The organism is Paraburkholderia sp. EG304, from assembly GCF_046543485.1.
Classification (GTDB): Bacteria; Pseudomonadota; Gammaproteobacteria; order Burkholderiales; family Burkholderiaceae; genus Paraburkholderia; species Paraburkholderia youngii.
The window spans coordinates 1-25,960 of record NZ_JBKGUA010000048.1; the positions used below are offsets into that span (position 1 = coordinate 1).

General features: G+C 61.8%; 24 protein-coding genes. 16 read left to right on the forward strand and 8 right to left on the reverse strand.

The annotated features are described in order from the left end of the window. Nucleotides 1–202: 202 nt before the first annotated feature. A complete protein-coding gene (locus ACLFKU_RS34465) occupies nt 203–379 on the reverse strand; it encodes a hypothetical protein (RefSeq protein WP_410852130.1) in 177 nt (58 codons plus the stop codon). Between the two features lie 165 nt (nt 380–544). Here ACLFKU_RS34465 and ACLFKU_RS34470 point away from each other — a divergent pair, with 165 nt between their 5' ends. Genes ACLFKU_RS34470 through rffA form a run of 7 tightly spaced genes read left to right on the forward strand, consistent with a single transcriptional unit; the run spans nt 545 to nt 7,725 of the window. After that, nucleotides 545–2,773, forward strand: a complete 2,229-nt coding sequence (locus ACLFKU_RS34470; protein ID WP_410852131.1) for a glycosyltransferase — start codon at nt 545–547, stop codon at nt 2,771–2,773. Then, nucleotides 2,770–3,468 carry a WbqC family protein gene (locus ACLFKU_RS34475; protein ID WP_410852132.1) on the forward strand — a complete coding sequence of 233 codons (699 nt, stop codon included), beginning with the start codon at nt 2,770–2,772 and terminating at the stop codon, nt 3,466–3,468. Before ACLFKU_RS34470 ends, ACLFKU_RS34475 begins: the two co-directional genes overlap by 4 nt. A 26-nt stretch (nt 3,469–3,494) precedes the next feature. After that, nucleotides 3,495–4,319, forward strand: a complete 825-nt coding sequence (locus tag ACLFKU_RS34480; protein ID WP_410852133.1) for a phytanoyl-CoA dioxygenase family protein — start codon at nt 3,495–3,497, stop codon at nt 4,317–4,319. 12 nt (nt 4,320–4,331) lie between these two features. Next, complete coding sequence (locus ACLFKU_RS34485; protein ID WP_368585632.1) at nt 4,332–4,967, forward strand: class I SAM-dependent methyltransferase; 636 nt, start codon at nt 4,332–4,334, stop codon at nt 4,965–4,967. Further along, nucleotides 4,865–5,629 (forward strand): acetyltransferase, encoded by a 765-nt coding sequence (locus ACLFKU_RS34490; RefSeq protein WP_410852134.1) that lies wholly within the window; start codon nt 4,865–4,867, stop codon nt 5,627–5,629. The genes ACLFKU_RS34485 and ACLFKU_RS34490 overlap by 103 nt, the downstream gene beginning before the upstream one ends. A gap of 56 nt (nt 5,630–5,685) precedes the next feature. Next, nucleotides 5,686–6,555, forward strand: a complete 870-nt coding sequence (locus ACLFKU_RS34495; protein WP_410852135.1) for a hypothetical protein — start codon at nt 5,686–5,688, stop codon at nt 6,553–6,555. Nucleotides 6,556–6,564: 9 nt separating this feature from the next. Continuing rightward, nucleotides 6,565–7,725 (forward strand): dTDP-4-amino-4,6-dideoxygalactose transaminase, encoded by a 1,161-nt coding sequence (rffA, locus tag ACLFKU_RS34500; RefSeq protein WP_368585635.1) that lies wholly within the window; start codon nt 6,565–6,567, stop codon nt 7,723–7,725. 283 nt (nt 7,726–8,008) lie between these two features. Here rffA and ACLFKU_RS34505 read toward each other — a convergent pair whose 3' ends face one another. After that, on the reverse strand, nt 8,009–10,141 hold the full coding sequence (locus tag ACLFKU_RS34505; protein WP_410852136.1) for a tetratricopeptide repeat protein: 2,133 nt from the start codon (nt 10,139–10,141) through the stop codon (nt 8,009–8,011). Between the two features lie 415 nt (nt 10,142–10,556). On the opposite strand from ACLFKU_RS34505, the gene ACLFKU_RS34510 reads away from it, so the two are divergent. The 6 genes from ACLFKU_RS34510 (at nt 10,557) to rpsU (ending at nt 18,310) form a co-directional block, all read left to right on the forward strand. Further along, complete coding sequence (locus tag ACLFKU_RS34510; protein ID WP_368585637.1) at nt 10,557–11,780, forward strand: flagellin; 1,224 nt, start codon at nt 10,557–10,559, stop codon at nt 11,778–11,780. 148 nt (nt 11,781–11,928) lie between these two features. Further along, on the forward strand, nt 11,929–13,515 hold the full coding sequence (gene fliD, locus ACLFKU_RS34515) for a flagellar filament capping protein FliD (protein WP_410852137.1): 1,587 nt from the start codon (nt 11,929–11,931) through the stop codon (nt 13,513–13,515). A gap of 19 nt (nt 13,516–13,534) precedes the next feature. Continuing rightward, nucleotides 13,535–13,834, forward strand: a complete 300-nt coding sequence (locus ACLFKU_RS34520; protein ID WP_410852138.1) for a flagellar protein FliT — start codon at nt 13,535–13,537, stop codon at nt 13,832–13,834. A gap of 337 nt (nt 13,835–14,171) precedes the next feature. Then, on the forward strand, nt 14,172–16,526 hold the full coding sequence (locus tag ACLFKU_RS34525; protein ID WP_410852139.1) for a tetratricopeptide repeat protein: 2,355 nt from the start codon (nt 14,172–14,174) through the stop codon (nt 16,524–16,526). Nucleotides 16,527–16,737: 211 nt separating this feature from the next. Then, on the forward strand, nt 16,738–17,679 hold the full coding sequence (locus tag ACLFKU_RS34530; protein WP_410852140.1) for an aldo/keto reductase: 942 nt from the start codon (nt 16,738–16,740) through the stop codon (nt 17,677–17,679). Between the two features lie 418 nt (nt 17,680–18,097). Next, nucleotides 18,098–18,310, forward strand: coding sequence for a 30S ribosomal protein S21 (gene rpsU / locus ACLFKU_RS34535; RefSeq protein ID WP_006050883.1), 213 nt, complete (start codon nt 18,098–18,100; stop codon nt 18,308–18,310). 101 nt (nt 18,311–18,411) lie between these two features. Here the strand turns inward: rpsU and ACLFKU_RS34540 are convergent, their stop codons facing one another. Both ACLFKU_RS34540 and ACLFKU_RS34545 read right to left on the reverse strand, forming a co-directional pair. Beyond that, the gene (locus tag ACLFKU_RS34540) at nt 18,412–18,837 is read right to left on the reverse strand and encodes a hypothetical protein (RefSeq protein WP_368585642.1); all 426 of its coding nucleotides are present in this window, start codon (nt 18,835–18,837) and stop codon (nt 18,412–18,414) included. A gap of 161 nt (nt 18,838–18,998) precedes the next feature. Further along, entirely contained in the window at nt 18,999–19,595 is a 597-nt protein-coding gene (locus tag ACLFKU_RS34545) for a DNA-3-methyladenine glycosylase I (protein WP_410852141.1), read from the reverse strand. 140 nt (nt 19,596–19,735) lie between these two features. Between ACLFKU_RS34545 and ACLFKU_RS34550 the strand changes: the two genes are divergently transcribed. Then, nucleotides 19,736–20,614: a BadF/BadG/BcrA/BcrD ATPase family protein gene (locus tag ACLFKU_RS34550; RefSeq protein WP_410852142.1), complete on the forward strand. Its 879-nt coding sequence runs from the start codon at nt 19,736–19,738 to the stop codon at nt 20,612–20,614. A 59-nt stretch (nt 20,615–20,673) separates the two neighbouring features. After that, nucleotides 20,674–21,495, forward strand: a complete 822-nt coding sequence (locus ACLFKU_RS34555; protein ID WP_410852143.1) for a Cof-type HAD-IIB family hydrolase — start codon at nt 20,674–20,676, stop codon at nt 21,493–21,495. Between the two features lie 113 nt (nt 21,496–21,608). Here the strand turns inward: ACLFKU_RS34555 and ACLFKU_RS34560 are convergent, their stop codons facing one another. The 3 genes from ACLFKU_RS34560 to aqpZ all read right to left on the reverse strand — a co-directional run bounded on the left by ACLFKU_RS34560 (nt 21,609) and on the right by aqpZ (nt 23,853). After that, entirely contained in the window at nt 21,609–21,905 is a 297-nt protein-coding gene (locus ACLFKU_RS34560; RefSeq protein ID WP_410852144.1) for a PXPV repeat protein, read from the reverse strand. Between the two features lie 287 nt (nt 21,906–22,192). Beyond that, nucleotides 22,193–22,960, reverse strand: coding sequence for a histidine phosphatase family protein (locus tag ACLFKU_RS34565; protein WP_410852145.1), 768 nt, complete (start codon nt 22,958–22,960; stop codon nt 22,193–22,195). Nucleotides 22,961–23,112: 152 nt separating this feature from the next. Beyond that, nucleotides 23,113–23,853 (reverse strand): aquaporin Z, encoded by a 741-nt coding sequence (gene aqpZ / locus ACLFKU_RS34570; protein ID WP_410852146.1) that lies wholly within the window; start codon nt 23,851–23,853, stop codon nt 23,113–23,115. Between the two features lie 286 nt (nt 23,854–24,139). Here aqpZ and ACLFKU_RS34575 point away from each other — a divergent pair, with 286 nt between their 5' ends. Next, nucleotides 24,140–24,442 carry an H-NS family nucleoid-associated regulatory protein gene (locus tag ACLFKU_RS34575; RefSeq protein ID WP_013090908.1) on the forward strand — a complete coding sequence of 101 codons (303 nt, stop codon included), beginning with the start codon at nt 24,140–24,142 and terminating at the stop codon, nt 24,440–24,442. Nucleotides 24,443–24,735: 293 nt separating this feature from the next. Here the strand turns inward: ACLFKU_RS34575 and ACLFKU_RS34580 are convergent, their stop codons facing one another. Further along, nucleotides 24,736–25,800 (reverse strand): glycosyltransferase family 4 protein, encoded by a 1,065-nt coding sequence (locus ACLFKU_RS34580; protein WP_152852578.1) that lies wholly within the window; start codon nt 25,798–25,800, stop codon nt 24,736–24,738. Nucleotides 25,801–25,960: the final 160 nt, after the last annotated feature.

Here is a 25,960-nt window from a genome sequence, read left to right on the forward strand (position 1 = left end):
GCCATGCGGCAGTTCGCGATCCTCTACGAGGATCGCTTCACACGACCCAACAGCTAGAATGAAATTGATCGCCTGCCACGCCTGAAATGTTCAGACGCCTTGCACACAAAAATTCAGACACTCCCTCCCAGCCGGGCGCGCCAAGAATTTTTCCCCCTAGAGTTCATAGTCGGCGGTCGATTGCGCGGGCAAGGCAAGGTCGTCAATCCGTTCCCGCGCTGCGCTTCGCCAAAATCTCCCCGGTAATCAAATCGAACACACGATCGGCGCGCGCATCGCCGTCGGCCTGCGCGCGGGCGAGCAACGCCGCGCCGGCCCCGCGCAGCGTCACGCACGACGCATGAAGCGCCGACGCCAGGTCCTCGATCGCCCCCGTCAAACACGACCCATTACCGCCGATTCTTCTGATTCAATGGACTGGCAGAGGAATTGGCGAGGATTTGACCGTCAGTTCGGGGGTTTGTTTGAGCCCAATCCGATTTAGTCTCATCCTCATCTGTAGCGATCCGCTGATCGGCTCCCCTTCCCGGCAAAGTAGAAACTCATGAATCGCCAGCTGCAATTATTTGCCAAGCTCAACTCGCCGTACTACGTCTATGCGCCGGATTTCACGCTTGCATCCGGCGGCATTCGCGCGATGCACTACCTGTGTCATGCGCTCAATCTGGCAGGCGAAGAAGCCTACGTCACGACCGACAAGGTGTCTCCCGGTCTGCGCACGCCCACGCTCACGCTCAAGGAGGTCGAGCGTCATCGCGCCGAAAATCGCGAGCCGATCATCGTTTATCCGGAGGTCGTGAGCGGCAATCCTGCCAACGCCCGCCACGTCGTCCGCTATCTGCTGAATGTGCCGGGCTTTCTGCATCAGAAAGGATATACGTGGGGCGCCGACGACCTCATTTACGCGCATGGAAGCTGTGTCGTTCCTGCGGGTATGGAAGCGGATCTGCTGCAACTGCCGCTCATCAATACGAGCATTTACAACCGCGACGGCGTCGACGATACGAAGCGCTCGGGCACTCTGGTCTTCATTAATCGCTATTTGGGCCGCGGGGGGCAACTCAGTCCGATTACGGAAGGGTGCACGGAAATATCGTTCCGTGTCGTGCGGCGCACGCCCGAACAGCTTGCCGCGCTTTATCGGTCGGCCGAATTCCTCTACACGTACGAGCCCTCGACAGCCTGCTTCGAGGCGATGCTGTGCGGATGCCCGGTCGTGTATCTGCCGAATAACGTCATGCTCGACATGCCGCCGCCGAGCTACCTGACCGATGTCGGTTCGGCGTGGGGCAATTCGCCCGAACAGATCGAGCATGCGCGGCGCACGATCGATCGCGTTCCCGAGGTCTACGAGCAGGTCAATCAATCGTTCCTGCGCGAACTCGAAGCTTTCATCGATCGGACCCAAGCGCGTGTGCGCAAATTCGCGTCCGCGCAAGCCGCGCAAGCCGGCCTGATTCCCGCAAAAAAGCGCGTGGTTTTGTTGTCGGCCGATCCCGCAGGCGCCACCGCGCCGCTCATGCGCCTCATCAAGCCGCTGGGTCTCGCGCCGGACGACTGGGAAGTCGTGTCAGGGTTGCAGGACGGTCAGGTCAACGTCGACCTTACAAATCCGCCGCAACTGATCGTGCTTCAACGGGCCATCGTCGGCATGTTCTCGCTCGATGCGCTGAAACAGTTGTTCCGTCTCGGCATCCCCATTGTCTACGATACGGACGCGCGTTTCGATGCGCAGAGCGAGCAGTTCAAGGCATCGATCGACTATGCCGTGCAACATGCCCATGCGGTAATCGTGGCCAATGAGCAATTGGCCGACGCGTATCGCGCGATCTCGTCGCGCGTGCATGTCGTACCGAGCCAGGTGGTATTCGAGCTCTTCGAGCATCCGGTTCGCGCGGCCGCGCCGGTGGTTCGTATCGGTGTATTCAGCAATTCGCTGGAAGCGTCGAATTTCGCGGTGCTCGACAAAGCGCTTCGCAAGATTCATGACCGTTACGGCAACCAGGTCAAATTCGCGTTCGTGGGCGAGACATCTCCTGCGGGCTGGGGTGCAGGCCGGGGCGCCCGGTTCGTCAAAGTCGCGCCGACGCTCGACGAGCGCGCGCGTCAACTGCATGAGCTCGAGCTCGATATCGCGCTTGTGCCGCTCGACAATACCGCTTTCAATGAAAGCGGCTCGACGGCGTCGTATCTGGAATTCTCCGCGGCCGGTATGGCCACCATCGCGAGCGCGCGCGCGGCCTATGGCGCGGCGATCCAAAACGGTTACGACGGCTTGCTGGCGAACGACACCGAGCAAGACTGGATCGATGCCATCGGCAAATTGATCGAGACGCCGTCGCTGCGCCGGCAACTGGCGCATACGGCGCAGGCCAAGGTGCGCAGATGGCATTCGCTGCGCGAATTGCCCGCGTCTTTGGAAGGCGCGCTAATGAGCGCGTTGGGTGTCGAACAACCCGAGCCGCCGTCGCAAACGGAGAGTGCGTCGGAAATCGTGCGCGGCGTGCTCGTTCTCGATCCCGAAGGTTGCGGCGAGCAGATCGACCGGACCTTCGGTTATATCGACTCCACGCCGTATAGGGATTTGATTCGTGTTGTGCTGACTACTCAGCAGGACATCCTGCCGGAATGGACGACGAAACTGCGATATCTGAAAGCCGCCAATCCGCGGGAATACGAAGCCGCCGCCGCTCAACTGCTCGCGCTGCCGACTTTCGATTGGGCGCTTGTGACCGAGGCGGGAACCATTCAAGCGGGAATGCAAGTGCAATGAAAAAAGTTGCCATCGTCCAATCCAACTACATTCCGTGGAAAGGATATTTCGACATGATCGCGGCCGTCGACGAGTTCATTCTCTACGACGACATGCAATACACGCGACGCGACTGGCGCAATCGCAATCAGATCAAAACGCCGCAAGGCGTTCAATGGCTAACGGTGCCCGTGCGCGTCAAGGGCCGTTACGACCAGAAAATCAATGAAACGGAGATAGACAGCGAGACGCCTTGGGCCGGCAATCACTGGAAGGCGTTGACGCAGAACTACCGCCGGGCGCCGCACTTCGAAGAAATCGCGGCTTGGCTTGCGCCGTTCTACGAGGAAAAATCGTTCGTCTTGCTTTCGGATTTCAATCGAAGTCTGATCAGCGAGATTTGTAAGTATCTAGGCATCAAGACGCGTATTACGAGTTCGTCGGATTACGTGCTGGCGGATGGCAAAACGGAGCGGCTGGCCGATCTCTGTGCGCAAGCCGGGGGGGCGACCTATATCTCGGGGCCGGCGGCGAAAGACTACGTCGACGAGAGCATTTTTCAGAATGCCGGAATCGAATTGCAGTGGTTCGAGTACGCCGGGTATCCCGAGTATCCGCAGCAGTGGGGAGAGTTCACGCACGGCGTGACCATCCTGGACCTGCTGTTCAACTGCGGGAAATCCTCGGCGCAGTATATGAAGTACGTCGCGTCGTGATGTCGGAAGACGGGAAAACTGAAACCATGTTCGTCGAACGCACTGTCCCCACCGGCCGTTACGGCATAACGGAACAGGTCCAGGGAACCTCCGAAGCAGAACTCGCGGCCGAAAGCCTCCGCAATGTCGGCTATGCCGTTCTCGACGCCGGATACGACGCCGCCGGTTTGCAGGCATTGCAGGCGGAATTCGAACGAGTGCGCCACGCCTATATCGATCATTTCGGCGAAGACCGCCTGCGCCGTCTGAACGAGTTTCATACGGTGCGCTCGCCGCTGACGCTCGATAGCCGCTCGTTCCTCGACCTGGCCTTGAATACGGCGCTACTCGATACGCTCAGGTGCGCCATCACCGGGACGTTCATTCTGAATCAGCAGAATGCACTGGTGAATCCGCCTGGAGAGGCGTACAGCCAGGGCGCGTGGCACCGGGATTTGCCGTACCAGCATTTTGTGGCGTCGCGTCCGATCGCCATCAACGCGCTCTTTTGCGTCGACGATTTCACGAGCCAGAACGGTGCGACCTTTATTCTCCCGGCCTCGCACAAGTCCGAGAAATTCCCGAGCGACGAATACGTGCGCCGCAATGCGCTTCAGGTCGAAGCCAAAGCCGGCTCGTTCATTCTGCTGGACTGCATGCTTTACCACTGCGGCGGCATCAACAGTTCGCCATTGCAACGCCGCGCGGTGAATCACGTATTCACCATTCCGTACCTCAAGCAGCAGATCAATATTCCAGCCAATCTGGCTTCGGCGGCGTTGACGCCCCGGGATCAGGCGATCCTAGGCTTCGGTCATCAGGAGCCCGCCTCTGTCGATGCTTATTTCGCGCAGCGCGAATCGCGACAGTAATCAGGAAAAAATATGACCCGGAATAACGACACGATTCACGCCGAAGTGGCGAAGTACTACAGCGGCAAGCTCAGCGAGCACGGGGAAAGCCCGCGCGGCGTTGACTGGAACGGCGAGGAAGGCCAGACGCTGCGATTCGTCCAGCTTTCCAAAGTGATCGCCCCGGATCGACAGTTTTCGATCAACGATATCGGCTGCGGGTACGGCGCGTATTACGACTTTCTGTCGACGACGCATCGCGATTTCAGTTATGTCGGCACCGACATCAGCAACGACATGGTGGTCGCCGCACGCAATCGCCATGCCGAAGCCGATAACGCGAAATTCCTGTTTACCGAACGCCCCGCCGAGCCGGCCGACTATAGCGTGGCGAGCGGCATTTTCAATGTGCGGATGGAGCGCACGGACGGCGAGTGGCTCGACTACGTCAAAGCAACGCTCGATGTGATCGCCGAATCCAGTCGTGAAGGTTTCTCCTTCAATTGTTTGACGTCGTATTCCGACCGCGACAAGATGCGCGACTACCTCTATTACGCCGACCCGGCTTGGGCATTCGATTTCTGCAAGCGCCGTTATTCCCCGCACGTCGCGCTGTTGCACGACTACGGTTTGTACGAGTTCACCATCCTCGTAAGGCAGAAACCATGAAGAAACCCTTGGTGATTTTTGGCGCCGGTGACATTGCTGAGCTCGCGCACTTCTACTTCACGCACGATTCGGATCGTGAAGTCGCCGCGTTTACGGTCGACGAGGCCTGGATCGACAAGCCGGTGTTCTGCGGTCGGCCGGTGGTGGCGTTCGAATCGCTGGCCTCGACTTACCCCGCTGACAAGTACGACATCTTCATCGCTCTGAGTTATTCGAAGCTCAATGCGATTCGCAAAGAGAAATATCTGGCGGCGAAGGCAATGGGTTATGGCATCGCCAGCTATGTCAGCTCGCGTGCGTATGTGCCGGACCCCAACCGGATCGGCGAGAACTGTTTCATCCTCGAAGACAACACGATCCAGCCGTTCGCCACGATCGGCAACAACGTGACGCTCTGGAGCGGCAATCATATCGGCCATCACTCGCAGATCGGCGATCACACCTTCGTGGCTTCGCACATTGTCGTGTCGGGCGGCGTAAAGATCGGCGAGCAGTGTTTTATCGGCGTCAATGCGACGCTTCGCGATCATATTCAGATCGGCGATAGATGCGTGGTTGGCGCCGGCGCCATCCTGTTGGCCAATGCCGAAAGCGAAGGCGTCTATATCGGCCAGGCGACGGAACGTTCGCGCGTTCCCAGCACAAGGCTCCGCGGGATATGAACAGGACGCCACGGTGGGAGAAGCAGCGAATGATCTTCTGCCCGCCCGAAACAGGCGTGCATCCCAAACTGCGTTCGCACGCGGCTAATCCGCTGCCTTTGCAGCTGGACGGCGACGTCTATCGCATCTTCTATAGCGGCCGCGATGAGCAAAATCGCTCGTCGGTCGGCGCGGTCGATGTCGATATTGTCCGGCGCGAGATTGTCGCGACGCATCGCGAGCCATTCCTGATTCACGGCCCCGCAGGCAGTTTTTATGCCGCCGGCGTGAGTATCGGCAATTGCTATGTCGCGAACGGCATCCGCTACATGCTGTTCATGGGCTGGCAAAACCCCGAAGGCGGACATTGGCGCGGAGATATCGGCCGGGTGCCCGTTACCGACGATCTGATGCTCGACGAAAGTCGCGTCGAAATGCTGATGGGCTCCGATGCCTGCGATCCCGTCAGCTTGTCGTATCCGTGGGTGATGGGCGCCGAGGGCGGCGGTTTGCAGATGTGGTACGGCTCCACCGTGACGTGGAATGCCGGTAACGGTGAAATGCTGCACGTCTTCAACTACGCCACCTCCGACGACGGCGATCAGTGGGTCCGTCACGGTCAGGTCGTGCCGCATCAACTCGGCACGGCACAGGCGTTTTCTCGCCCCACCGTTTGTCTGCATCCGCAAGGCGGCTACGAGATGTGGTTTTCGTATCGCAGCGGCAGCGGCATGCCTTATCAGATCGGTTATGCAAAAAGCGCCGACGGCAGAAACTGGGTGCTCGCGCTCGACGAAGTCGGCATCGAGCCGTCACCGCAAGGTTGGGACGCCAACATGATCGAGTACCCGTACGTGTTCGATCATAAAAACGAACGATACATGCTTTACAACGGCGACCGGTTCGGAGCGACTGGATTCGGACTCGCAATTCTGCGTCGAGACTAGAGTCATAAAATGAAAAAGATCCCGTTCAATCAGCCCCATATGGGCGGCAAAGAGCTGTTCTACATTGCACAGGCTCACATCAACGGAAAACTGGCCGGCGACGGCCCGTACACCAAGCGATGCCACACCTGGCTGGAAACGACGACCGGCTGCGATAAAGCGCTGCTCACGCACTCGTGCACCGCGGCGCTCGAAATGGCCGCGCTGTTGCTGGATATCCAGCCCGGTGACGAAATCATCATGCCGTCTTATACCTTCGTATCGACGGCCAATGCGTTCGCATTGCGCGGCGGCATTCCGGTATTTGTCGATATTCGGGAAGACACGCTCAATCTCGACGAGCGTCTGATCGAAGCCGCAATCACGCCGCGTACGCGCGCGATCGTGCCGGTGCATTACGCAGGCGTTGCGTGCGAAATGGACACGATCATGGAGATCGCGCAACGCCATAATCTCCAGGTGGTGGAAGACGCCGCGCAAGGGGTGATGGCGACGTACAAGGGGCGGGCGCTCGGCAGCATCGGCGACCTCGGCACCTACAGTTTCCACGAAACGAAAAACGTGATTTCGGGCGAAGGCGGTGCATTGCTGGTCAATCGGCCCGAATACGCCGAAGCCGCGGAAATCATCCGTGAAAAAGGCACGAACCGAAGCCAGTTTTATCGCGGCCAGGTCGACAAGTACACGTGGCAATCCATCGGTTCGTCGTTTCTGCCCGGCGAGCTGATTGCCGCTTTTCTTTGGGCCCAGCTCGAAGAGGCCGAGCAGATCACGAAAACGCGACTGGAAAACTGGTCGCGCTATCACGCCATGCTGGAGCCGTTCGAGGCGAAAGGCATGCTCAGGCGGCCTGTCGTTCCGGAGCACTGCCAGCACAATGCGCATATGTATTACGTGCTGGTCGAATCGCTCAGCGAGCGACAGCGTGTTCTGGAACGGCTGCGTCAAAACGGGATCGATGCGGTCTTTCACTACGTGCCGCTGCATTCTTCGCCTGCGGGGCTGCGTTATGGCCGCACGCACGGCTCGCTCGCGGTGACGGAATCGCAGGCGAACCGGCTGATCCGGTTGCCGCTTTGGTTCGGCATGACGGAGGACGACCAGCAGCAAGTGACTCGCGCATTTGCTGCGTTCCAGATTCGAGAACGGAATTTCGTCGAGGCAGTATAGAGTCCCCCAGGTTGAGCCTAATTATGAAAAGAATGGTAATTCCGGCTCAAATTGCGGGTTGAATTCCGGCGTCGGAAAAGAGAGCGAGGATCGAGAACGAGGCGGCTTTGCCGGCGGTCGCAGCCGAATGCGAAGGCGCCCGAACATGAGCGGGGGACTCACGCGGACGAAACCGGGATGATCGTTGAGCATATGCCGCCAGGGAGATCGCCAGACGGCGGTGCGCGTCGCGCACAGGCCTAATTAATTGTCTGCTCACTGCACCGCAAGCGCGGCGTTGATGTCACGCGCCGAACCACGCAGCGCAGGCCTGTCGCACGCGCTCCGCGACCGCGGGCCACGGTTCATCCAGCCCTCGCCTGAACAGACGAACTGTATCGGGATACCACGGCGAGTCGTCGCGGCCGTGCATCCAGCGCCAGTCCACGTCGCGTGCCGGCAAGAGCACCCAGCATGGTTTGCCGAGCGAGGCTGCCAGATGTGCTGTCGACGTGTCCACGCAGATCAGCAGATCGAGTTGCGAGATGACCGCAGCCGTGTCGGTGAAGTCTTCGAGGTCCGCGCCGAGAGGCAGGATCGGGAGGCTCGCAGGAAATGACAGCGCTTCGTCTTCCCCCGCGCCTTTTTGCAGGCTCACGAACTTCACGTCCGGCAGGCTCCACAGCGGCGCAAGTGAGTTGAGCAACGGTAGCGACCGGTGCACGTCGTTGTGGTGTTTCGGGTTGCCCTTCCACACGAGACCCACGCGGTGTCCCGCGCCCAGAGCGGCAAGGCGCGCGCGCCAATGGTCGACGCGCGACGGGGCCAGGGTGATGCGCAGGGGCGGCGGAATCGTGTCGAGCGTCGTGCCTAGATACAGCGGTGCGCTGAGCGCGCTGGTCCAGCAATCGAAATCGCCGGCACGCGCGGAGGCTTCGTCATGACTGAGCACGGCGTCGACTCCATCGACATCGGCGAACAGGCGTTGTAGCGGTGCCATACAGGCAAACGCGACGTGAGCGGCGCCCTGAGCCTTCAAGAGGCGCAGATAGCGCCCGAATTGCAGCATGTCGCCCAGTCCATCCTCCTGCCAAACGAGCAGTGATTTGCCGGCGAGCGGCTCGCCTCGCCAGCGCGGGCACCGCAGCATCGACTGCGAGGCGTGATGCGCGAAGCCAGGCATGTGGTAGCGGCATTCGTAGAGCAGAAAGCCTTCCTCGAAGCGGCCCATGCTGATGAGCAGCGTGGCGAGACGGAACTTCGCGTCGCCGTAGTCGGGGCGCAGTGCGAGCGCGCGGCGATAGGCGGCTTCGGCTTGCTCCAGGTCGCCGAGTTCTTTCACGATGCTGCCGATGTTGAAGTGGGTTTCGGCGATATCGGCGCGCAATGAGAGCGCGTGGCGAAACGCCGTGAGTGCCTCGGGGAGGCGAGCTTGCGCCAGCAGCGTGCAGCCCAGGTTATTGGCCGCTTCGACACGGTTCGGCGCGAGCCGAAGCGCGTCGCGATACGCGGATTCGGCATCGGCCAGTTTGTCCAGGGCGTGCAGCACGCAACCGAGGTTGTAGTGCGCCTCGGCGAACGCGGGGCGCAACGCAAGCGTCTGCCGGTAGGCGTTTTCCGCCTCGGGCAGGCGCTTGAGTTCGGTGAGCACACAGCCGAGGTTGTTGAGCGCGTCCGCGTAGGCCGGCCGGATCTGAAGCGCGAGCCGGCAGGCCAGCTCGGCTTCGCGAAGCCGGCCGCGCGTCCTGTAAGTGGCGCCCAGGTTGTTCAGTGCCTCGGGGTATTGCGGGTGCGCGAGCAGAGCCTGCCGATACGCTTCTTCAGCCTCTTCGATCCGGCCGCGTTCGCACAAAAGATTGCCGAGGTTGTTGTTCGCCTTCGCAAATTGAGGATTCGCGGCGAGCGCTGTGCGATAGGCCGCCTCCGCTTCGTCGAGGCGGCGCTGCTCGTGAAGCACGATGCCGAGGTTGTAATTCGCGTCGACGTGATTCGGGCGAAGAGCGAGCGCCACGCGGTACGCGGCCTCGGCGGTGTCGTGCCGTCCGAGACGGTGCAGGACAATGCCGCGATTGCTGTGGACATCGGGATCCTCGGGGCGTATCGCAGCAAGCAGTCCGTAAACCGCTTCCGCTTCGGCAAGCTGGTTGAGGGTCGCGAGCATCGCTCCGAGGCCCAGATACGCATCGGCGAAATCCGGCTTCGCCTGAATGCAGCGCAACCATAGAGATTGCGCGTGCGCGGGCCGGCCCGCACCCGTCGCGCACACGGCCGCGAGGTTGAGCGCATCGGCGTGCTGCGCGTCCTCGGGGGTGGCCTCCGTGCCGACCAGAGGCGCAAGCAGCGCCAGTGCGTCGGCGAACTGTCCGGTGGCGCTCAGGGCGGTGGCTTCGCTCAGAATGTGCTGGCGCGTGGGGGCGAGTGGGCTCGTAGCGGTCACGGTGGGCGTGGGGGAATCGTGGATTTGCAGCTTAAGGTATGAGCTCGCGCGGTGGCGGCCCGAATTGAGCGCGAAGCGCGGTTCAATTCGACCGATGACGGGCAGCGCGGGCTTTGTATTTCGAAGCCGTAAGGTCGGGCGCACATCGAGCGCGATCCGCGACGCATCAGCATTGCGACGCGAAAGAGGTCATCGACGCCCCCGAGCCTCAAACGGCGGAAACCAGAAGGACGAAGCCCAGGTTCCCCCGATCTCTAATGACCTGTCCCCCGCGACGCGCTGACGTAGGAAGGGGGGCAGGGGCGTATCAACAAGTGGCTAAAGTTTTCCCGGGTGGGGTCGTAATCACAAACAAGGCGGCCAACCAACGAACCGCTGCCGTTACTGGGCCGAGGGCCCCATCAGGAGAATTTCAATGCTCGGAATCAACAGCAATATCAACTCGCTCGTCGCGCAACAGAACCTGTCTGGTTCGGGTAGCGCACTGTCGCAGGCGATCACGCGCCTGTCGTCGGGCAAGCGCATCAACAGCGCAGCGGACGACGCAGCAGGTCTTGCGATCTCGAACATCATGCAGACCCAGATCAACGGTCTGAACCAGGGTGTGTCGAACTCGAACGACGGCACTTCGATGGTGCAAACGGCATCGAGCGGCCTGGCGTCGCTGACGAACAGCCTGCAGCGTATCCGCCAGCTGGCTACGCAATCGGCGAACGGCTCGATGACCGACGATGACCGTGCAGCGCTGCAGAAGGAAGTTGCACAGCAAGTTTCGGAAGTCAACCGTATCGCGTCGCAAACGACGTTCAACGGCATGAACCTGCTCGACGGTACGATGGGCAACGTGTCGTTCCAGGTCGGCGCGAACGTTGGCCAGACGATCAGCCTGAACCTGACGCAAGACATGTCGGCTGCGAAGCTCGGCAACGGCGTGCCGGTAAAGGGCAATACGCTCGGCACACTCACCAACCTGTCGCTGGACTCGGCCGGTGCTGCTACGACTGGAACGGCCACGATCACCTCCATCAACGTGCTCTCCGACGGCAGCGGTGGCTTCACGTTCACGGATCAGAACAACCAGGCACTGACCAGCGCTGAAGTCTCGGGTGTGTTCGGTGCGGCAGCCAGCAGCTTCAACGGCACCGGTGCGGCTATGACGCTTGCGGATGCCGCCGTGAGCTCTGCGTCCGCCTACCAGACTGCGCTCAGTACCGCCAAGGCAAATCTCGCCGCTGGTACCGGATCGCAAAGTGCCGTCGACGCAGCTCAAGCTGGACTCGACAACGCCAATGCAATTGCTCAGATCAATGCGTTCAACACGCCGTCGACTGTTGCAAAGATCGACATCAGCACCCAGAGCGGCGGCAGCATGGCGATGGAATCGATCGACAACGCGTTGAACACGCTTAACAGCCTCCAGGCAACGCTGGGCGCGGCGCAAAACCGCTTCAGCGTCATTGGCTCAACGCAGCAAGCGCAATCGACCGACCTGTCGAGCGCACAGTCGTCGATCCGGGACGCGGACTTCGCGCAAGAAACGGCGAACCTGAGCAAGGCGCAAGTGCTTCAGCAAGCCGGTATCTCGGTTCTGGCACAAGCGAACTCGCAACCGCAGCAGATCCTGAAGCTCCTCCAGTAAGGCGCTTCCCGCTGCAGGCATCCGGCGCGCGGCTCGATGCGCGCCGGACGCAAACCCGTCGGGAGGCTTGCCTCCCGATTGTCTTTTCCTGCGTTACCCCGCTTGTTAAATCGCTTTAACCGGCATTGCCGACGCTCGGAGCCTTCTCATGTCCACCGTAACCGGATCCACCACCAGCGCGATCGCAAGTGCAGTCGCCACCACGACCGCAAGCGCCAACGCCACGGTGCAGGCAGCCGCCCAGTCGATCATTAGCGGCTCGACCAATTCGTCGATGGACACAAGTTCGCTCGTCAGCGCGCTCGTCAACGCCAAGACCGCCGGCCAGGCCGCGACCATCGCTGCCGAGCAGACCGCGGACAACACGCTGATCTCGGCATACGGCACGCTATCCGCGGCACTGTCCGCGTTGCAGGCAGCCGCCGGGCCGCTCAGCGACGGCGCGACGCTCAACTCGTTCTCCACCACCCTGAGCGGCAGCGGTGTGACTGCAACCGCCAGCACCGGCGCGGTGGCGGGTTCGTACTCGCTCAATGTGGCGCAGGTCGCCACGTCGCAAGTACTCACCTCGGCGGGCTACGGTTCGGCCACGAACCTGGCTTCCGACGCGGCCACGATGACCCTGACGGTCAACGGCAAGAGCAGCACGATTTCCCTGAATAGCTCGAACAGCTCGATCGCCGGCATTGCATCGGCGATCAATTCGGCAAACGACAATCCCGGCGTAGTGGCGACCGTGGTGACGGGCGCGGACGGCGCGCACCTCGTGCTGCAATCGGCCTCGACCGGCGCGTCGAGCGGCATCAGCGTCACTGTCAACGATTCGAATAAGGATGCGAGCGGCAACGCCGATGCCCTCAACCAACTCGCGGTGACGACGACCGCTGGCAGGTCGATCTCCAGTGCGAGCGACCTCACGGGTACCGATAGCAGCGGCAAAGCAATCAACCCCAGCCAGTCGACCATTACCGGCACGGGCTGGACCCAGACGCAAGCCGCCGAGGATGCGTACTTTACGCTCGGCGGTGTCGGCGTAACCAGCTCCTCGAACACCGTGACGGCGGCCGTGTCCGGCGTAACGCTGAACCTCACGGCAGCGGCGGTCGGCACCACGCAGACGCTCACGATCGCGCAGAACACCAGCGCAGAGTCCTCGGCGATCAACAATTTCGTCAGCCTCTATAACACGCTCGTTACGACGATGGGATCGCTGACGGCGTACAACGCGAACTCGACGTCGCAGGGCGTGCTGATCGGCGATTCTACGGTGAACATGATCCAGAATCAGCTCGCCAAGATCGTGGGCAGCGGCGTGGGCAGCGGCACCTCGAAGACGACGCTCGCCGCGATCGGCATCACGCTCCAGGCGGACGGCACCCTCTCGGTCGACAACACGACGCTCAGCAATGCGCTCCAGAACAAACAGTCGGCGGTAGCCTCGCTGTTCAACCCGACGAACGGCATCGCCGCGCAACTGGACGACAGCATCACGACCTACACCTCGTCCGGCGGCATCATCCAGAACCGCACGGATGCGATCAACAGCGAGCTGACGAGCCTCTCGAATCAGAAGACGACGCTCACGGCGTGGCAGGCCCAGCTCACTAGCATGTACACCGCGCAATTCACGGCGCTCAACACGCTCATGGCGACGATGAGCAGCAACTCGCAATACCTCACGCAACTGTTCGGTGGCGCCAACAGCGCAGGCGCGCTCGCCACGAACAAGAAGTGAGCGCAACGAGGAGCGAGTCATGCAGAACGTTGCAACGATCGAGCGCATCTGGCAAATGACGAAAGAGCTCGAACTGGCGGTCGCTGTCGGCGAGTGGGAGCGGGCCGCGCAAATCGCGGACGAGCGCTCGCCGCTCTTGACGGCGCTAGGCGCGCACCAGCCGCAGGAGGTTATGGCGCGGCTCAAGGCGATCCACGAGATCGACAGCCGAATTGTCGAGGCCGCGCAGGCCGCGCAGCAGGCGCTGGGCGCCGAGTATCAGGCGAGCATGCAAGCGAGCCGGAACGCCGGGCAGTATCTGAACATGGCGCGGTACTGAAGCTGCCCTAACGTTCCATCGCGCCGTTCGCGGCGCGCGCGCTTCCCGGCCCGCCTTGTGCGGGCTTTTTCTTGCCTTTCCGTTGCTCTGACTTGAGAACGGACCGTTTTCGCAATCACTTCAGGCAAGAAAGAAGGAGTTCACGACTGCCCAAAACCCTTTGCGCTGCCATCGTTCTTCTCATTGAGGATGAGTTTCACGCTGGATTCCCCGCGTATTCCTCGTAATCGAAGCCAAATTGGCGGCTGTTTTGACGCTAGCTCGGACCATCGGCGCAATTGTCCGCCCCCCATAATTTCATCGTTCCGACTTCCTGCCGCACACGCGCGCCTTCGTCATGACCGCTTTTCCTATTCCGGCCGACACCGTCCCGTTTGCCTCCGAACTACAGCAGAATCACGACATCGCGCTCGCCATGCAGAGCGCGATCGACCATCATCAGAAGCAGGAATATGGTGAGGCCGCAGCGCTCTATGCATCTGTCTTGGAGGTCGCGAGCGATCACACCGACGCGCACTACCACCTCGGCGTGCTGTTCATGCAAACGGAGCGGCCCGCCGAGGCCGTGCCGCATTTCGAGACGGTGCTCGGGCAGGTGCCGCAGAACGGGCAGATCTGGGTCTATTACATCAACGCCCTCGTCGCCAGCAAGCAGACCGAGGCGGCGCGGATCGCGCTCGACGTCGCGCGCCAACAAGGCCTTCCCGATGCAGCCGTCCGGACGCTGGGCGCGCGGATTAACGGGGAAAATGAGCGGCTCATGTCTGATCCGGAGGGCGAGGCAACCGCTCCGCAGGCCGACGCGAGCGGTTGCAACGCACCTGCTCTGGCACCCGAGACGGACGAGCGCGTGAAAATCGATACACGCCGAGCAAGCCTCAAGGAGATGCGCCAATACCAGCACTTGTTGGACAGCGGGAAACTCGAAGCTGCGCTGAAGATTGCCCGCAGACTGACGCAGCAATACCCTGCGCACGGCGAATGTTGGTTCGAACTTGGGCGTATCCTGCAACTCACGGGACGCTTCAACGAGTCCGTCGAGGCGGCCGAGCATGCCGCCCGCTTGCTGCCTAAACACATCCTCGCCCAGACGATACTGGCAGACCGGCTCATTGTCACTCGCCAGTATCAGCGTGCCGAGGCGCATTGCAGACAGGCGCTCGAAAAATACCCCGAGAATGCTTCACTGCATCGCAACTTGGGCTCCGCCTTGCTGGAAATGGGTAGATTCGCCGAGGGGATTGGCTATCTCCGCCGTGCCGTGGAGCTAGCGCCGAACGATGCATACGAATTCGACTCGCTCGCCTGCGCGCTGGGCAAGCATGGACTGTACGACGAAGCCGAAACCGCCTTTCGCCGCGCACTCGAACTGGCTCCGATGCAGTCAGTGACACACAGCAACCTGCTGTTCTACCTGATGCACAAGCCCGACCTCGATGCAGCCGGCGCATTCGCGGAGTTCCGCGCGTTCGCGGCACGCCACGAAGCACCGCTGAACACGCGTCGGCCCCGGCACACCAACGACCGTGATCCGGCGCGGCGTCTGCGGATTGGCTTCGTTTCGGGCGACCTGATCAATCACCCGGTTGCGTATTTCTTCCTGTCGGTGCTGGAGCACCTGGCGCGCGACCCTAGCTTGTCATTGCACATCTATTCGAACTACACGGTGACTGACAGCTTCACCGAGGAGATTCGCGCCCATGCACGGACCTGGAGCGAAATCTTCGGTATGAGCGACGACACCGTCGCACAGAAGATCCGTAACGACGGCATCGATATCCTCATCGACCTGTCGGGCCATACCGGCCGCAACCGACTCCTGACCTTCGCGCGCAAGCCGGCGCCGGTCCAGGTGAGCTGGATCGGCAACCCAGCCACGACCGGTCTCGATTCCGTCGATTACTACCTGTCGGACCGGTTTGTCACGCCGCTTGAACAGTTCGAGAGCTGGTTCTCCGAGAAACTCGTGTTCCTCCCCGCGCTCGCGCCGTTCAAGCCGCATCCGCAAGCGCCCGAAGTCAACGATCTGCCCGCGCTGAAGAACGGCTTCATCACGTTCGGCAGCTTCAGCCGGATCGTCAAGATCGGCCCCGAAGTTGTGGCGCTCTGGGCGCGGGTGCTACGCGAGGTGCCGGATTCCCGCTTGCTCGTCGGTGCGATTAGCGAGCCGGAGCAGATCACCAAACTGACCGGACTGCTCGCGGGCGAAGGCATCGACGTGAGTCGCCTCAGCTTTCTGAAGCGTGGAAACGTCGTGCACTACCTGCAGCAGCACCATCTGATCGACGTCTGTCTCGACACGTTCCCCTTCGGCAATTCGACCACGACCATGCAAGCGCTGTGGATGGGCGTGCCCACCATGACGCTGCCCGGCGTTTCGATGGCGAGCCGCAGCAGCACGGGGTGGCTTTCGCACCTCGGGCTAGACGCGGCCTTCGTCGCGCGGGACAAGGACGACTTCGTGCGCAAGTGCGCCGCGCTGGCCGCCGACCCCGAAGCGCTCGCGGTAGTGCGGCGGGAGCTTCGCGACTACTGCAGGCAGTCGGTCCTTATCGATGCGGGTACGATCGCCAATGCCGCGTCGCGCGCGTTTCGCATCATGTGGCAGCGGTGGTGCGATGGGCTCAAGCCTGAGCATTTCGAGGTGCTAGCGGATGTCAGCAATGCGCACAATGCAGGGCGGCATTCATAAAACTCCAGCGGTGTTCTGAAAATGCTCGAGGCGCGCGCGAGCAATTGCGTCATCTTTTGTCCCATGCATCGACTGCGTTCAGGCACGAGGCGTGCAGCGTAGCCGTCGGTCCCGGCTGCAACCTGGTGCAAGGCGGCGTATGCTCAACGGTCCCGGCATCGTCCCAAGCAGTTCGCTCACGCCATTCCGTCCACCCCAGTCTGGAGCCATCATGGAACTACGCAGGATCGGCACTTCCTCGTTGCAGGTCGCCCCGCTGATGTTCGGCGGCAACGTATTCGGCTGGACGGCCGATGAAGCCACCTCTTTCTCGATCCTCGATGCGTTTGTCGAAGCCGGACTCAATTTCATCGACACCGCCGATGTCTACTCGGCCTGGGTGCCCGGCAACCAGGGCGGGGAGTCGGAGACGATCCTCGGCAAGTGGTTCCGGCGAAGCGGCAAGCGCGAACGGATCGTGCTCGCGACCAAGGTGTCGAAGCATCCGCAGCGCAAGGGGCTGTCGGCGGCAAATATCCAGGCGGCCGTAGAAGACTCGCTGCGCCGCCTGCAAACCGATTACGTCGACGTCTATTTCTCCCACGACGACGACTCCGCGACGCCGCTTGCTGAAACGCTCGGTGCGTATCAGAAGCTGATCGAGGCGGGCAAGGTGCGCGTGATCGGTGCGTCTAACTATAGTGGCGCGCGCGTCGAGGAAGCGCTTGCGGTGTCGCGCGAGCACGGGCTGCCCGAGTATCAGTTGCTGCAACCCGAATACAACTTGTACGACCGCGCGCAATACGAGGGCGACAACGAACCGGTGGCGCTGGCGAATCATCTCGGCGTGGTGGTCTATTACAGCCTCGCGAGCGGGTTCCTGTCGGGCAAATACCGCAGCGAGGCCGATCTGGCCGGCAAGGCCCGCGGGAGCCGGGTCGAGAAATACCTGGACGGGCGCGGCCTACGGATTCTCGGCGCGCTCGACCGCGTCGCGCAACGGCACGGCAGTACGCCGGCCGCGATCGCGCTTGCATGGCTGATCGCGCGGCCGAGCGTTACGGCCCCCATTGCGAGCGCGACCTCGGTCGAGCAGTTGAAGAGCCTGATCGCAGCTGTCCACCTGTCCCTCACCGCCGACGATATCCGTGAACTGGACGAAGCGAGCGCCTGATAAGGCGGGCGCCTCGATCGCCCACGCGAAGGCCATCGGCGCCAGGGAAAAGCCTGGCGCAATCGGTAAACCCCTGGTAGGATGGAGAGTTTCCTGATATCATCGGGAGTGAATTGAGATCTTTGCCTGTTTCGTCAGTGTTCTTCATTGATGAAAGGTTGGCGAAACGGCAACAGACGCGGCTTTTGCATTACGTCTGTCCGCGTTCCGCGGTGAACTCCCCACCTCTCTTTTCCGGCCTCCGTGGCCGCTTTGCCTCTCGCTTCATTCGTGGTTTGGCCGGGGTTGTTTATGAGCCTCGCGTTTGCCTGTTACTGGCCATGAATCGGAGTGACCGGAGTGCCGGTGCGTAAGTGGTGACCTGAGCGGTTACCGCCAAGCAATTAAACCCGTATCTAGTGATTGAGTTAGGAATTACATGACGACGATTCTTCTGAAGGAAAACGAGCCGTTCGAAGTGGCAATTCGCCGCTTTCGTCGCGCAATCGAAAAGAATGGCCTGATCGCTGAACTGCGTGAGCGCCAGTCGTACGAAAAGCCGACTACGGCTCGCAAGCGCAAGAAGGCAGCAGCTGTTAAGCGCCTGCACAAGCGTCTGCGCAGCCAGATGCTGCCGAAAAAGCTGCACTAAGCACGCTTTTACGTACGCCGAACGGCGGTGTGAGCTTCGACAGAAGCCACACCGCCGTTTTATTTTTGCGGCATCGGATTTGTGCGCCGCCGGGGCAGCCGTTACGCCGCGTTCCTCAGCCGCTCGGCCGACAGTCCGAATTCGCGCGCGATCGAGCCCAGCCGGTCGTGCCACTCCCACGTGCCGAACACGTCGTGCACGTTTTGCAGGCAACTGAGCAGAGCGATGGTCACGGGGTCATACACGTTGATGCGGGCGCGCAGCAGCGCTTTTTTCAGCGCGGCCACGCCGACATCCATGTAAGCGGGCACTTCCGTCGGTGGTTTGCCGATGAAGCGCACGGGCACGCCTTCCATCGCAGTCACATAGTCGCGCGGCTTGATCAGGTTGCCGACCGGGCATCCGCCACAATAGCCGCGGTAGGCGCCGCCACCCCTCGGTAGCAATGCAGCGCGTTTCTGTTCGAACAGATGCGTGACGGACCGATCGTATATGTCCTGATGCGTCAGGAAGCGAAGAGTTTTCATGGTTGGTCTCCCGCGTCCGAGGCGGTAGTTATTTGTTGTTGAGCGCACATCGAGCGAGCGCATGGCGATGAGTATCCACCGTGCGCCGTCCGACGAAGGACCGACTACGAGCATGAAAAGGCGCCAATTCGCGAGTTTGCGCGTCCGACGACCCCTTGGCCTTACCCCGCCTTACGACGACGCCCCTTCTTGCCCAGCGACGCGCATCCCTCACGGCACATGCAAGTCGTCTCATGATCGTTGACCATGCCAACCGCCTGCATGAATGCATAGCAGATCGTCGACCCGACGAATTTGCAGCCATAACGCTTGAGCGCCTTGCTCAGCGCGTCCGATACTTCCGTCGACGCAGGCGCATGCTTATACGAAGCCCATTCGTTCTGAATCGGCGTGTCGTCGACGAATGACCACACGAAGTTCGCGAGCGAGCCGTGTTCGGCCCGGATCTGCAGCACGGCGCGCGCGTTCTGGATCGCCGCCTCGATTTTGCCGCGATGCCGCACGATGCTCTCATCGGCGACGAGCGCGTCCACGTGCTTCGGCGTGAAGGCAGCGACCTTGTCGATGTCGAAGTCCGCGAAAGCACGGCGGTAGCCGGCGCGCTTGTTGAGTATCGTCGACCACGACAATCCGGCCTGAGCGCCTTCGAGCACCAGCATTTCGAACAGGTGCTGGTCGTCGCGCGAGGGTACACCCCACTCGGTGTCGTGGTACTGTGCGAGCGCTTCGCTCGATACCCAGTTGCATCGTTGTGTCACTGTCGCGCTCCCGCGTGGTCGTATCGATCGCCAGCATAGCGGAAGCGGTGTACGCCGCAAGCTGGCCAATCGGCTAATTGCGCGATTCAAACTGACCTGCCACGCTAAGCGTTATTCACCCACAGAACTGATTCGATTCGATGAACCACGACTTCTTTCTGATCGGCGTCGACGGCGGCGGCACCGGCACGCGCGTCGTGCTCGCCGATGCGCAGGGCCGCGAACTGGCGCAGGCGGCAAGCGGACCATCGGGCCTCGGGCTCGGCATCCCGCGCGCATGGCAGTCCATTCAGGCCGCCTGCGGCGAAGCGTTCGAGCGAGCCGGCATCGCGCTGGACTGGTCGCGCTGCGTGCTCGGTTGCGGACTTGCGGGCGTCAACAATCGCGACTGGCTCGCCGAGTTTCACGAGCACGCGCCGCGACTGGCCGGACTCGCCGTCGAATCCGACGCCTACACGACCTTGCTCGGCGCGCACGAAGGCGCGCCCGGCGTGATCGTCGCACTCGGCACCGGCAGCGTCGCGGCCTCGCTTGCGAACGACGGCGAGTTCCGCATGGCCAGCGGCTACGGCTTTCCGTCAGGCGACGAGGCGAGCGGCGCGTGGCTCGGCCTGCGGCTGATCGTGCACGCGCAACAGGCGCTAGACGGCCGCGCTGCCGTCGACGATCTCGCGCATGCGTTGCTCGCGCATACCGGCACTCAGGATCGCGACAGCCTGGTCGTGTGGCTGTGCGCGGCTAATCAAACTGCCTACGCGCGGCTCGCACCGATCGCGATCGAACACCGCGCACATCCGTTCGCGGCGCGCCTGCTCGGCGAGGCTGGCGTCGAAGTGGGCAAGATGATCGCCGCGCTGGACGCGACGGGCGCGCTGCCGGTCGCGCTATGCGGAGGCCTCGGCGCGCCGCTGCGCGAGTACGTGCCCGAGGCGTATCAGGCGCGCCTGCGCGAGCCGCGGGCGGATTCGGCGCATGGCGGCTTGCAGCTGGCGCGGCGCGAGGCGCAGCGGCTGGCTTGACGAGACCTGTAAAATATCGGCTTTGACGCTGCCTCGACGGCTCAGCCGCCGGACTCACCATGTATAAAGTCATCGCCACGGATCTCGACGGCACACTGCTCAACGCCGACCACCAGGTCGACCCGTTCACGGTCGCCACGGTGCGCAAGCTCGAAAGCGACGGGCTGCAGTTCGTGATCGCCACGGGGCGGCACTACTGCGACGTCGCGGGCATCCGCGATCTGCTCGGCATCAATCCATACCTGATCACGTCGAACGGCGCGCGGGTTCACGCGCCTGACAACACCGTGATTCACGCCGACGATCTGCAGCCCGCGATCGTCCAGCGTCTCGTGCAGCCAGAAATTGTCGGCGCGCATGGTCGAGTGATCGTCAGTCTGTTTGCTGACGAGGCGTGGCTGATCGATCGCGACGCGCCCCATCTGCTGGAATTTCACCAGGATTCGGGCTTCACGTACGAAGTGACCGACCTGCCGAAGCACAATGGCGTCGACATTGCCAAGGCGCTGTATATCGGCGATCCCGCCGATCTCGCGCAGGTTGCCGCCAATCTGGAACGCGAATTCGGCGAGCGGCTATACGTGACGTATTCGTTGCCGGATTGTCTTGAAGTGATGACCGCGAATGTGTCGAAGGGGCGCGCGCTGCAGATCGTGCTCGAGCGACTCGCTATCGACGCGTCGCAGTGCGTCGCGTTCGGCGACAACATGAACGATATCGATCTGCTCGAGACGGCCGGCCATCCATTCATGATGAACAATGCCAATCCCGATCTGATCACGCGTCTGCCGCATGTGCCGCGCATTGGCAACAATTTCGAGGCCGGCGTTGCCCATCATCTGCGTAAACTGTTTGCTCTCAAAGACGAACTGGCGTCCTGAACCGCAATCACTCAAATTGAAGGCGGCCCGCATCCACACTCGCGTGGATGCGGGCCGCAAAAGTTGCTCGCGAAGCGAGAAGCGCGGAGCGTGATGCACTCCGCTTACGCCCGTCAATCCCGCCAGCCGCGGTGCTCACCGCGATAGTCATGGCCCCAGCGACGATTGTCGTGACCCCAGCCGCGGTCATCGCGGTGATAGTCGCGGTAGTAGTAGTCGCCGCGCGGGTAGCGATGATCCCATCCGCCGTAATACACCGGCTCCGGCGCGGCGTAGACGCGCGCGGGCGCCGCATAAACCGGAGCGCCGAGCGATAGGCCGACGCTCAGATCCGTATGCGCCTGCGCGACACCGCATGCGCCCGCCGCGAGTCCGGCAGCAACCAGCAAGTGAGTGACGATGCGCTTCATGTTGGTCTCTCCTGTGAGGCGACGTAGGTTTGTCGCACAGGACCAATGTACGCACTCGAGCCGGGGAGGACTGCGACCAGATGTTACGGACTGCAAGCATCGTCGAAGTCAGCGAAGGCAGGCGGAAAGAACTCGCGGACGTTGCGCGCAGACACCTTACTTCGCTGGCAGCCGCGCCCCACGGGGCTTTGCGGCCGGACAATTCAGGCCGGCAGGCGGCGCGTCGCACACGCTTGCAGCTTGATGCACCGGCCCACGTAATCGTGGCTTACATCTGTATTACCCTATTAATCCGCCGCAGGCGCCGAAGCGGTCGAACTGGCGGAAGAGGCCGCGCCTGCCGAAGACGCCGACACCGCCGGCAACGCAGCACAAGGGCAATCGGTCGCCCGGCCATCGAGCCCTTCGCGGTCATGCTTGAAGCTCGCGCGCGGCATGCCGTTCTGCCAGTCGAGCCGGACGATGTAAATGCTGTCGAAGTCGTCGCTTTGCCATTTCGGCACGTCGGCCGCGCGACCGCCATGCGCGCTCAACAGCTGCCGCAACAGCTTCTCGATCAGCTTGTGCTCCCACGCAATCACGATCAGCTTGCCGCGATTAGCCGGGTCGACGAGCGCGTTGCCGAGCTGGTCGACCTGCGCAAAGCCGTACGGCGTTTGCACCGGTAGCTGGAATTGAATCGCGGTCGGCTCGATCGTCGCGAGCGGGCGCACGTAATAGTACGGATGACCGCCGTCTTCTTTTTGCTGGCCGGGGTCCGGCGCGTAGATCGCATCGGGTTTGCCGAATTTGGCGGCGATCACCGCCGGCAACGCGAGCGCACGGTTGAGCCCCTGGCAGTCTAGCTGGCCGTAGCCTTGCGCAGGCTTCTCGCCATGGCGAACGAATACGAGGGTTTCGATATTGCCGCCCGCCCCAGCCGTGGCGGGGGCTGCGGTTGCGACGACAGTCGCCGTGTTCGTCGCCGCGGACGCGGCCGGCAACGTCAGCGCGCTCGCGCACAAGCCGCCGAGCGACAGTGCGACGCCTTGCAGGAATCCGCGGAAACGGTTCATCGAAAGCACCTGTGCGAGGCTGGGAAGTCGCCCGATTCTAGCAGCGGTGCTCTCCGGCACGCGGCCGCCGCGCATTGATATCGCATTGGCGCTCGCAATGAATAATGGGCGCCGGGGCGCCCATTCATGCGACCGACGCGTCGAACCAGCCGTCAGTCGAGCGCCAGCTTGCTCGCATCGCTGCAGCGATCCTCGGCGATCAGCGGATAGACGACTCCCGCAATCACCGCACCGATGATCGGCGCAGCCCAGAACAGCCACAGCTGATCGATCGCCGCGCCGCCGACCAATAGCGCCGGCCCCGTCGAGCGCGCCGGATTGACCGACGTGTTGGTGACCGGAATCGAGACCAGGTGGACCAGCGTCAGGCACAGGCCGATCGCGATGGGCGCGAAGCCGGCCGGCGCGCGGCGATCAGTCGCGCCGAGAATTACGAACAGGAAGAAGCCCGTCATCACCACTTCGCAAACGAAGGCGGCGGCGAGCGCATAGTGCCCCGGCGATTGCTCGCCATAACCGTTCGTCGCGAAACCGCTCGCGACAAGGTCGAAGCCCGGCTTGCCCGACGCGATCAGCGACAGCACGAATGCACCGAACACCGCGCCGACTACCTGCGCGGCGATATAGGGCAGCAGATCGCGCACCGGGAATCGGCCGGCGACGGTCAGGCCGACGCTCACCGCCGGATTCAGGTGGCAGCCTGAAATGTGGCCGATCGCAAAAGCCATCGTCAGCACGGTCAGGCCGAAGGCCAGCGACACGCCGACGAAGCCGATGCCCAGACCATGAACCGGCCCGGCGAAGTTGGCGGCGAGGACCGCGCTGCCGCAGCCTCCGAGTACGAGCCAGAAGGTGCCGAACAGTTCGGCAACGAGGCGCTTTGACAACTGCATGTTTGGTGATCCTAAAAAGAATTGGCACTTCAGAAGCACGCATCGGAAACCGCGAGTACGTACGTTGAGCGCGCAATTCTAGGTAGGCAGCGCCAAATCAGGTGTCAAGGATTGTCAATCTGGACAGAATTTATAAACTATTACGAGATAAAGCGCATGTTTTACAATTCACACGCTTTAATAATTATCAGAGGAAAATTCGCTAAACCGGTATTAGTGGCCATTGCGAATTTCTATAATTGCAGCTAGTCTGCGGTCGAATGAGTTCTAGAAAGGGGAGAACCGAATGTCTCAATATGCAGACCTCAAGGCGCAGATAGCCAAATTGCAGGCACAGGCAGAAGAAGCGCGACGCACGGAAATCGACAATGTCGTTGCCGACATCCGCCAAAAGATCGCCGAATACGGTCTGACCGCGCAGGATCTCGGTTTCGCGGTCGCCGCCAAGCGCGGCCGCCCGCCCAAGAAGACGCCGCTGCCGGCAAAATATCAGGACCCCAAGTCGGGCAATACATGGAGCGGGCGCGGCAAGCCGCCCAAATGGATCGTTGGCAAGAATCGCGAGCGCTTTCTGATTGGCTCGGCCTGATCTCCGCTCGAGGTGACGCGGTGCAAGCGGTCTGAAGGTTTTTTGCCGCTTCGGCTTAATCGCTACGCGCTAATCCGCGGTGGAAGCGCCACCATCGCAGTATTAAAAAAGCCGCCCATACAGGGCGGCTTTTTCGCGTCCGGCGGCGAGAATGACTTCGTCTTCCGGTCCTGCAAACGATACCGATGCCGGATTCGTCCGCTATTGGGCGTTATAAGCGAAGGTTCACAGCGCCGCTTCAAAGCGGACCGAAAACGGCCGGCCGTAAAAGCGCCGGCCGTTTTCAAGCGCGCTTAGCCGACCGCGACCTGGCGCAATACCGGGCGCCGCGACGTTTCAATCAAGGCCGAATAGCCGTCGACATAGTTCTGCGCCATCGTTTTCGAACTGAAGCGGCGTTCGAACTGTGCGCGGATTTCGGTGCGCGACAGCTCGTCCAGACGCTGCAGAGCCGCTACCGCGCCTTGCACGTCCTCGACGATATAGCCGGTCACGCCGTGGTCGATCACCTCGGGCACCGAGCCGCGGTTGAACGCGATAACCGGCGTACCGCAGGCCATCGACTCGATCATCACGAGGCCGAACGGCTCGGACCAGTCGATCGGGAACAACAGCGCTTTCGCTCCCGACAGAAACTCGGGTTTCTGCGCCTCGTTGATTTCACCGACGAACTCGACATGCGCCATCGACAGCAGCGGCTCGATTTCGCGCTTGAAGTACTCCATGTCGACCTTGTCCACCTTGGCGGCGATCTTCAGCGGCAGACCGCTTTGCGCGGCGATCTTGATGGCTGTATCGACGCGTTTTTCCGGGCAGATGCGGCCGAGGAACGCGAGGTATTCGGGCTTCTTGTGAGGCTGCGGCGTCAACAGCTGGTCCGGCAGACCGTGATAGATCGTGCTGAGCCAATTGGCCTGCTGCAGCGGCAGACGCTGCGAATCCGAAATCGACACGACCGGCACATGCGAGAACGCGTCGAACACCGGCTGCAATTCCGGCAGGTCCAGACGGCCGTGCAGCGTGGTCACGAACGGCGTGTCCATCGTCGTGAACAGCGGGAACGGCATGTAGTCGAGATGGAAGTGCAGTACGTCGAACTCGTGCGCGACCTTGCGGACTTTTTCCATCATCAGCACGTGCGGCGCCAATGCATCGCGAATCGTCGGATCGAGGCGCAGCGCGCGCGGCCAGCACGCCTCGAGATTGGCGGACGTGACCGAGTCGCCGCTCGCGAACAGCGTGACGTCATGGCCGAGGTCGACGAGCGCTTCGGTCAGATACGACACGACACGTTCGGTGCCGCCATAGAGTTTCGGAGGGACAGCTTCGTAGAGCGGCGCGATTTGTGCGATTCGCATGCGTTTTCTCCTGTATCGATTGGAGTTAGCGCGAGGGGCGCTGACCCGAATCCCATGCAGATTTTTGATCTCACCGGGGCTTCGCACGACGGCGGGACCGCTCGAGGTACGTAGCCCTAACGGGCGGTTGGGCGCGGTTTCTCCCCGCCCGAAGGGTGGT